The organism is Actinomadura sp. 3N508 (genome assembly GCF_044326375.1).
In the GTDB taxonomy this organism is placed as follows: domain Bacteria; phylum Actinomycetota; class Actinomycetes; order Streptosporangiales; family Streptosporangiaceae; genus Spirillospora.
Genome location: NZ_JBIRAX010000028.1, coordinates 1 through 7,808, shown reverse-complemented (window position 1 = coordinate 7,808; position 7,808 = coordinate 1). Strand labels below are relative to the sequence as shown.

The following is a 7,808-nucleotide window of genomic DNA, read 5'->3' as shown; positions in this document are numbered from 1 at the left end:
GGCCGGCGGGCTACGCAAGGCCGGCGGGCTACGCAAGGCCGGCGGGCTACGCAAGGCCGGCGGGCTACGCAAGGCCGGCGGGCTACGCAAGGCCGGCGGGCTACGCAAGGCCGGCGGGCTACGCAAGCCGAAAGGGATACGGGGGGCTGGTCGGGCATGCACGCCTGACGGGCATCGGAAGGCGAGCGGGTCTCGCCTGCTGGACGGGCTACGCGGGTCTGGCCGGGCATGCAGGACCGAGGGGCTTCAGAAAGCGAGCGGGCTCCGCAAGGCGGACGGGCCGGTCGGGCCAGGCAGGTCTGGCGGGGCGCGCAGGTCTGGCGGGGCGCGCAGGTCTGGCGGGGCGCGCAGGTCTGGCGGGGCACGCAAACCGAAGGGGCTGCGCAAGCCGAGCGGGCTTTGGAAAGCGGGCGGGTTTCGTATGGCGGGCGGGCTATGCAGGTCGGACGCGTTCCGCCGATCGGTCATGGCCTGCGCAGGTGGACGGGCGGGGGTTCGGAGTGGTCGCCCTCGGGGCGTTCTCGGCGCCGTCCCGTTCCTCCAGGACGGACGCGATGCGGTGCAACGCCTCCGCCATCGAGACCAGCGCCTGCACCTGGGCCGCCGCCATCAGATTCCCCGGCGAGGGGTCGGCGGCCTGCGCCTCCGCGGCGGCGTCAAAGGCCTGCTGGCTCCACCAATGCACGCGGCGATCCTATTCGAGGCGGCAGGGGCGTCACCTGCCGCCGCGCCGCTGGTCACCGGGACCGAAGGAAAGGTGTGACTCGTGAACACGGAACCGCCCGCGGCTCCCCCGTCCGGACGTCCGGACGGCGGCGCGCCTCCACGATGGGCGACGAAGCCGGTGCGTCGGCTGACCGCCGGGGAACTCGCCGAGGCCCTTACCTACTTGGAACGGCACCATCCCGACGACGACGTCCTGGGCCGTGCCTTGGCGGGCGAGTTCGCCCGCCGCACCGCGGCCTCGGAATTCGCCCACCGAACCGCCACCACCACCGACCGCCCCACCCCGCCCCGTCCGCCGTGACCGGGCACCGGGTCAGGTCGGGTCGGGGACTCGGGCGTTTTCGTCGTGGGCCGGGGCAGAGGGCTGTGCAGCGGTGCGCCGGAGGAGCAGGGGGACGCAGAGGAAGATGAACGTCCCCATGACGGCGAAATACGGCACGGTTCCGGCGTCCAGCAGGAAGCCGCCGGCGAACGGGCCCAGGAAGAAGCCGAGCTGGCGGACCTCGGACAGGCCGAAGTAGGCGCCCTTGTGCTCGTCGTCCGCCATCTCGTGGACGGCCATGTCCGGCATCGGCAGCAGGATGCCCTCGCCGATCGTCCAGAACACGATGCCGACGTACAGCCAGGCCAGGCTGGACGGGCTCGCCCAGAAGCAGGCGAACGCGACCGTGAAGTTCAGCGCACCGGCGACGACCATGACGTTGCGGCCGAGCCGTCCGGACACCCGGTCGATGGGGAGCTGGAGGGCCAGGGCGAGGACGGCGTTGGTGATGAATAGCGCGGCGAAGTACTCCTCGGTGCGGTCGCCGTACCTGCTCTTCATATAGAGCGGGATCATGGACTCCATCTGGGAGAAGACGAAGAAGACCACGATCCCGGCGGTGACGACGGCGAGGAGCCGCCGGTCCCGCAGCGTCGCCGCCACCGGACTCCGGGACGACGCGCGTCCCCGCACGGTGGGCGGCGGCCCAAGCGACCGGCGCGACCGACGCGACCGGCGCGACCGGATCGGCTCGAGCGCCGCGAGGTCCGCGTGCCGCAGCACGACGAGGACGAGGTAGGCAGCGTAGAAACCAGCGGGGACCGCGAAGAACGCCACCGCGCCGACCTGGTAGAGCGCGCCGCCGATGGCCGGGCCGCCGATCGCGCCCGCGCACAGCGTCATATAGCGGACGCGGAACACGCGGCCTTCGCCGTCCGCCACCTGGGACAGCAGCTTCTTCGCACCCGGCTCCACCATCAGCCGCGCGACGCCCAGCAGCAGGAACAGGACGATGATCGCCGTGGCGGCGCGGGCCGTGGCCAGCAAGGCGTAGACGGCGACGTAGAGCAGCAGCCCGACCCGCATGAGCGGGACGGCGCCCAGCCGGTCCACGATCATCCCGCCGAGCAGGCCGCCGAACGCGGCGGTGAGCGCGACCGCCCCGACGACCGCGCCGACCGCGGGCTTCCCGAGGGCCGTGTGCTCGCTCAGGTACAGCGGCGCGAACGGCATGGCCGCGAAGAAGGCGAGCGAGTTCAGCAGCGCCCCGCCTTCGAGGAGCCGCTGCGCCGGGCTGAGCCGCCACAGCGGCGCCCGTGCCCGTGCCCGTTCCTCATCCGCCACGCCGGGCACCGTACGCGACCCCACCGACATCCCAGAGCTTCGGAGCCGCCGGGCCCTCGAAGCCGCGGGGGCCTTCAGGACCGCGGAGCCTTCGGAGCCGCAGGGCCTTCGAGGGCTAGGGGTTCTCGACGGCTTGGGGCCTTGAGGCCTTCGATGGTCCGTGCGGCGCGGTATTCGTTCGAGGTCGGCATTCTTGGCATCGGCATTTTCGGGGGAACGGCGGGGAGGGGGGTCTCATGGACGTTCGACTGCGCAGAGTGTACGACCAGGTTTCTTCCGGTGACGGAAAGCGGATCCTCGTCGATCGGGTGTGGCCGCGGGGGCTGTCGAAGGAGAAGGCACGGCTGGACGAGTGGGCGAAGGATGTCGCCCCGTCCACCGAGCTTCGCAAGTGGTACGGCCACAGTGTTGATAAGTTCGACGAGTTCGCCCGCCGATACAAGGCCGAACTTGAGGATCCTGGCCGAGCGGCCTCTTTGGACCGTCTTCGGGAGCTCGCCGGCCAGGGGACCATCACCCTCCTCACGGCGACCAGGGACATCGACCACAGCCAGGCCGCAGTCCTGGCGGCACTTCTGCGGCATGGTGGGTAAACGTCATTGAGTTGGCCGGAATGTGCCAAGGCATAAAGACGCCATCCGGCACCCTGTTCCGCCGCACGTCACGCGGGTTCTGGAACGGTTTCTATGTGGTCTGTAAGGCCGATTGAATTCTATCCCTCAACTTGATGGAACGTTCCGTTCACAATGAATGCCGTTGGACGCTCCATTCTTGCTGATCAACGCAGGTGTACCGAGGTCAAGGCCCGGTTTTCGCGTGTTGAAAGTTGGTGATTGACCGTTCTAAACGGCCAGCTTTACTCTCCTTTTGCGCAGGCTCCAGCAAGGAGGAATCGCATGCGTAAAGGGATCGTTTTTTCGGCGGTCGCTGCTATCGCCATGGCCGCCGCGTCAGCGGGGCCGGCGGCGGCCGCTGCTCCCGGGTCGTACCTGGTCCCGGGACCCGACGGTGTGACGATCGAGATCGCCACCGTCAACGGGTCCGGCTGCCCGGCGGGAACGGCCGCCGTCGCAGTGTCGGACGACAAGGAGGCCTTCACGGTCACCTACAGCGACTACACGGTCATGGCAGGCGGTGGCGCGGCGTCGACGGACTTCCGCAAGAACTGCCAGATCAGCATGAAGGTGCACGTCCCCCAGGGCTTCACCTATGCGATCTCCAACACCGACTACAGGGGCTTCGCGTCCCTGCCGGCCGGTGCGACCGGTGTGCAGAAGGCCAGCTACTACTTCCAGGGCCAGCAGCAGACTGCTGCGAAGACGCACACGCTTCGGGGTGAGTACGCCGACAACTTCCAGTTCACCGACACCAACGACGTGGGTCAGATGGTCTGGAAGCCGTGCGGCGAGGAACGCAACTTCAACATCAACACCGAGCTCCGCGTTACCAAGGGTTCGAACCCGGAGGAAATGGCCTTCATGGCCATGGACTCCGCCGACGGCAGCATCAAGACCATCTACCGGTTCGAGTGGATGAAGTGCCCCCCCGCGTGGTGAAGGAGTAAGAACAATGCGTAAAAGCCTGACTGCGGCAGCGGCGGCGATCCCCGCCCTGGCGCTGGCCCTGGCCGCGGCCCCCACCGCGTCCGCCGACGTCAACGACCCCCCGCCCGACGAGCAGATCACCCTCAACCTGCTGACCGTGAACGGTTCCGGCTGCCCCGCCGGCACCACCGCGGTCGCCCCGGCGAGCGACAACACGGGCTTCACCGTCACCTACAGCGACTACCTCGCGCAGGCCGGCGGCAGCTCCAACCCGACCGACTTCCGCAAGAACTGCCAGCTGGCCCTCCGCGTCCACGTGCCGCAGGGCTTCACCTACGCGATCGCCGGAGCCGACTACCGCGGCTTCGCGCACCTCGAAGAGGGCGCGACCGGCCTGCAGCGCGCGAGCTACTACCACCAGGGTCAGTCGCAGACGAGCCAGTCTTCGCACACGGTGAAGGGCTCGTACTCCGACAACTGGCAGTTCTCCGACCGCACCGAGGTCGCCGAGCTCGTCTGGAAGCCCTGCGGTGAGGACCGCAACTTCAACATCAACACCGAGCTCCGCGTGATGAAGGGCGCCTCGAAGGACACGAGCTTCATGGCCTTCGACTCCACCGACGGTAGCGTCAAGACGACCTACCACCTCGCGTGGAAGAAGTGCGACGCCTGATCTTGACGTCTGACGCTTCATAGCGGACGTCGCCCCACGCCGGGTCGCGTCCTCACCCAGGGAGGACGCGACCCGGTCCGTTATACCCCGCGCATTCAATGCGCTTATATCCGCCCCAGCCTGCCGCTACCGCCCCGCCTGATCGTTCCGTCCCCCCAGACGGGCTCCCACGACCAGGCGGGGCGGACGGCCGTACCGAACGAGCGGAGGCGGACGGGCGCAGCGGACGGGCGTGGCGGGGGCCTAGCAGGGGTCTATTGAGGGGGCAACCCGGGCTGGGAGCTGGAGCTGATCGGCAAGGTCCTGTGGTGGGGGCTTGTCAAAGTCGGTGAAAAGCAGGTTTTAGCATGGAGGGGTATCCGACGAAGGGATCTTCACCATGCCGTTGGCCCCTCGCCTGCCGGCCCCGCCCGAGATCTTGGCAGTCCTGGAGGAGTCGTACGAGAGGGTTCTGCGGCGTGACCCGGGGGAGGCGGAGTTCCACCAGGCCGTCCACGAGGTGCTGGAGTCCCTCGGCCCGGTGCTCGGGGCGCGTCCCGGGCTGGGTGCGGCGAAGCTGGTCGAGCGGCTGATCGAGCCCGAGCGCCAGATCATGTTCCGCGTCCCGTGGCAGGACGACGAGGGCCGCGTCCACGTCAACCGCGGGTTCCGGGTGGAGTTCAACGGCGCGCTGGGCCCGTACAAGGGCGGGTTGCGCTTTCATCCCACCGTCAACCTCGGCATCGTGAAGTTCCTCGGCTTCGAGCAGATCTTCAAGAACGCGCTGACCGGGCTCGGCATCGGCGGCGGCAAGGGCGGCAGCGACTTCGACCCGCACGGCCGGTCCGACGAGGAGGTCATGCGGTTCTGCCAGTCGTTCATGACCGAGCTGCACCGGCACGTCGGCGAGCACACCGACGTCCCCGCCGGGGACATCGGCGTCGGCGCCCGCGAGATCGGCTACCTGTTCGGCCAGTACCGGCGGATCACGAACCGGTGGGAGGCGGGCGTCCTGACCGGCAAGGGCCTGCTGTGGGGCGGCTCAGCGGGCCGGACGGAGGCCACCGGCTACGGGAACGTCCTGTTCACGGCCGAGATGCTCCGGCGGCGCGGCGAGGACCTGGACGGCCAGCAGATCGTCGTGTCCGGCTCCGGGAACGTCGCGATCTACACGATCGAGAAGGCGCAGCAGCTCGGCGCGAACGTGATCACCGTGTCCGACTCGGGCGGCTACGTGGTGGACGAGAAGGGCATCGACCTCGATCTCCTCAAGCACGTCAAGGAGGTCGACCGGGGCCGCGTCTCCGACTACGCCACCCTGCGCGGCGCGTCCGCCCGCTTCGTGCCTGGCGGCCGCGTCTGGGACGTCCCAGCCGACATTGCGCTCCCCTCCGCGACGCAGAACGAGCTGGACGCGGAGGCGGCGGCGATCCTGGTCCGCAACGGCGTCAAGGCCGTCTCAGAGGGCGCGAACATGCCGACGACGCCAGAGGCCGTCCACGTCTTCCAGGAGGCGGACGTGGCGTTCGGCCCCGGCAAGGCCGCCAACGCGGGCGGTGTCGCCGTGAGCGCGCTGGAGATGCGCCAGAACGCGGGCCGCGAGTCCTGGACGTTCACCCGCGTCGAGGAGGAGCTCGCCGGGATCATGAGCGCCATCCACGACACTTGCTACGAGACCGCCGACCGCTACGGCGCCCCCGGCGACTACGTAGTCGGCGCCAACATCGCAGGCTTCGAGCGCGTAGCCGACGCGATGCTCGCACAGGGCCTGATCTAAGGCCGCTCTAAAGCGGCCCTATAGCGAACCGGCCTGATCCGGTCACGCGGCAGAATGTCTTCGACGGCCTGTATGGACAGGGGGCCATGTGATGGCGGACGGCTCGGAGCGCGACCGAGTGATAGCGGAATGCCTGGCCAAGCAAGGAGCTGTGGAGGACTATCCGTTCGGCGACGAGGTGGCGGTCTTCAAAGTCGCCGGACGGATGTTCGCGCTCGTGCCGCTGGGCTCGGCGGAGGAGAGCATCAGCCTCAAGTGCGATCCCGATCTGGCCGTCGATCTCCGCGGCCGCTATCCCGCGATCACTGCGGGCTATCACCTCAACAAGCGGCATTGGAACACCGTGACCCTCGACGGTTCGGTCCCCGAAGACGAACTGCTGGAGCTGATCGACCACTCCTATGAATTGGTCGTGGCACGCCTCACCAAGGCCCAACGCAACGAACTACGCCCTTGACGGCCCGTCGCCCAAGGCACCCGGTGGTCGATCTCCTGCTCCGCCCGCTGGTTCGGAGGCACAGGCCCGTTCAATCCGAAGTTCACGGCCTCCCCCGAGACATTCACCACGCCAGTGTTGACCCTGAACGATGCCACCCGGACCGCGGGATTCTCCTTCGGGTGCCTCCGCAGCCAGTCGTACACCGTGACCCTGACCGTCCTGGACAATAACGACAACAGCACCTCAACCCAGGTGCGTTCCTACATCCCCTGCGGCAACCTGTAACTCGGCCGGAGCGACCGGCGGCGTGGCCCACAGTCAGTCGTGAGAGCCGGTCGCCAGCCGCCGGTGAGGCAGCGGCGGCGCGGGCTTACGTCGAGGGGTCATGTCCAGCCCCCGCCGGAAAGATTGAAGAAGTCGGCAACCTTGGCAGATCAGGTTCCACGCAATGAGCCACCCGGCTCGGCGAGCGGCGTGGACGGCGCCGATGTGACCACCCACGGGGGCGTCGTAAATTTGCGCACAATTCAGCGGTGTGGTCGGGCAGGACGTCCATCGGCTTGCCTGTTTCATGAGGATCAAGCTCGCCCGCTGATTTCTGTTGCAGGGTGGGCGGTTGTTAGGCGGCTTGGGCGAGGTGGACGGGTGGCCCATGCGCGTCCGGTGGTGGGAGAACGCGGTAGATGTGGCGTCCGGTGCTGTCGCGGACGATGTTCATCTGTTCGGCGTTGGTGTGTTTGAAGCGGTTGTGCCATCCGCAGCACAGGGCCAGCCGGTCGATGTCGGCAGGGCTGCCCATTGCCCAGCCGGTGACGTGGTCCACCTCGCACAGGGTCCCGGGCACCTCACACCCCTGTACCGCGCACGTCGGATACAGGGTTTCGAGGACCTGGCGTTGGCCGGGGGTGGCGAACCGGACCCGCTGGCCCAGATACAACGGCACATGGCCGCGCCCGAGGATCAGCGGTGAGACGCCCGCGCTGAGGGCGATGCGGCGGACGTGTGCGGCGGGGATGGGGGTGCCGTCGGTGAGGCGGCCGGGGGCGGCGCCGCCGGTGAGGGTG

Annotated in this window: 8 protein-coding genes and 1 pseudogene; 6 read left to right on the top strand and 3 right to left on the bottom strand. The window is 68.5% G+C overall.

The window, feature by feature from the left end:
* Positions 1-433: 433 nt before the first annotated feature.
* Entirely contained in the window at positions 434-685 is a 252-nt protein-coding gene (locus ACH34S_RS41800; RefSeq protein ID WP_395958493.1) for a hypothetical protein, read from the bottom strand.
* Positions 686-766: 81 nt separating this feature from the next.
* Between ACH34S_RS41800 and ACH34S_RS41795 the strand changes: the two genes are divergently transcribed.
* Positions 767-1,027, top strand: a complete 261-nt coding sequence (locus ACH34S_RS41795) for a hypothetical protein (RefSeq protein WP_395958492.1) — start codon at positions 767-769, stop codon at positions 1,025-1,027.
* 12 nt (positions 1,028-1,039) lie between these two features.
* Here the strand turns inward: ACH34S_RS41795 and ACH34S_RS41790 are convergent, their stop codons facing one another.
* Complete coding sequence (locus ACH34S_RS41790) at positions 1,040-2,332, bottom strand: MFS transporter (protein WP_395958491.1); 1,293 nt, start codon at positions 2,330-2,332, stop codon at positions 1,040-1,042.
* 236 nt (positions 2,333-2,568) lie between these two features.
* Here ACH34S_RS41790 and ACH34S_RS41785 point away from each other — a divergent pair, with 236 nt between their 5' ends.
* The 5 genes from ACH34S_RS41785 to ACH34S_RS41765 all read left to right on the top strand — a co-directional run bounded on the left by ACH34S_RS41785 (position 2,569) and on the right by ACH34S_RS41765 (position 6,762).
* On the top strand, positions 2,569-2,925 hold the full coding sequence (locus tag ACH34S_RS41785) for a DUF488 domain-containing protein (RefSeq protein ID WP_395958490.1): 357 nt from the start codon (positions 2,569-2,571) through the stop codon (positions 2,923-2,925).
* Between the two features lie 303 nt (positions 2,926-3,228).
* A complete protein-coding gene (locus ACH34S_RS41780) occupies positions 3,229-3,888 on the top strand; it encodes a DUF4360 domain-containing protein (RefSeq protein ID WP_395958489.1) in 660 nt (219 codons plus the stop codon).
* A 13-nt stretch (positions 3,889-3,901) separates the two neighbouring features.
* Positions 3,902-4,549 (top strand): DUF4360 domain-containing protein, encoded by a 648-nt coding sequence (locus ACH34S_RS41775; protein ID WP_395958488.1) that lies wholly within the window; start codon positions 3,902-3,904, stop codon positions 4,547-4,549.
* Positions 4,550-4,928: 379 nt separating this feature from the next.
* Positions 4,929-6,305, top strand: coding sequence for an NADP-specific glutamate dehydrogenase (gene gdhA, locus ACH34S_RS41770; RefSeq protein ID WP_395958487.1), 1,377 nt, complete (start codon positions 4,929-4,931; stop codon positions 6,303-6,305).
* 91 nt (positions 6,306-6,396) lie between these two features.
* Positions 6,397-6,762, top strand: a complete 366-nt coding sequence (locus ACH34S_RS41765) for an MmcQ/YjbR family DNA-binding protein (RefSeq protein ID WP_395958486.1) — start codon at positions 6,397-6,399, stop codon at positions 6,760-6,762.
* Between the two features lie 601 nt (positions 6,763-7,363).
* On the opposite strand, the pseudogene ACH34S_RS41760 reads toward ACH34S_RS41765, so the two are convergent.
* Positions 7,364-7,808, bottom strand: a pseudogene (locus ACH34S_RS41760) (hypothetical protein); the annotation flags it as partial.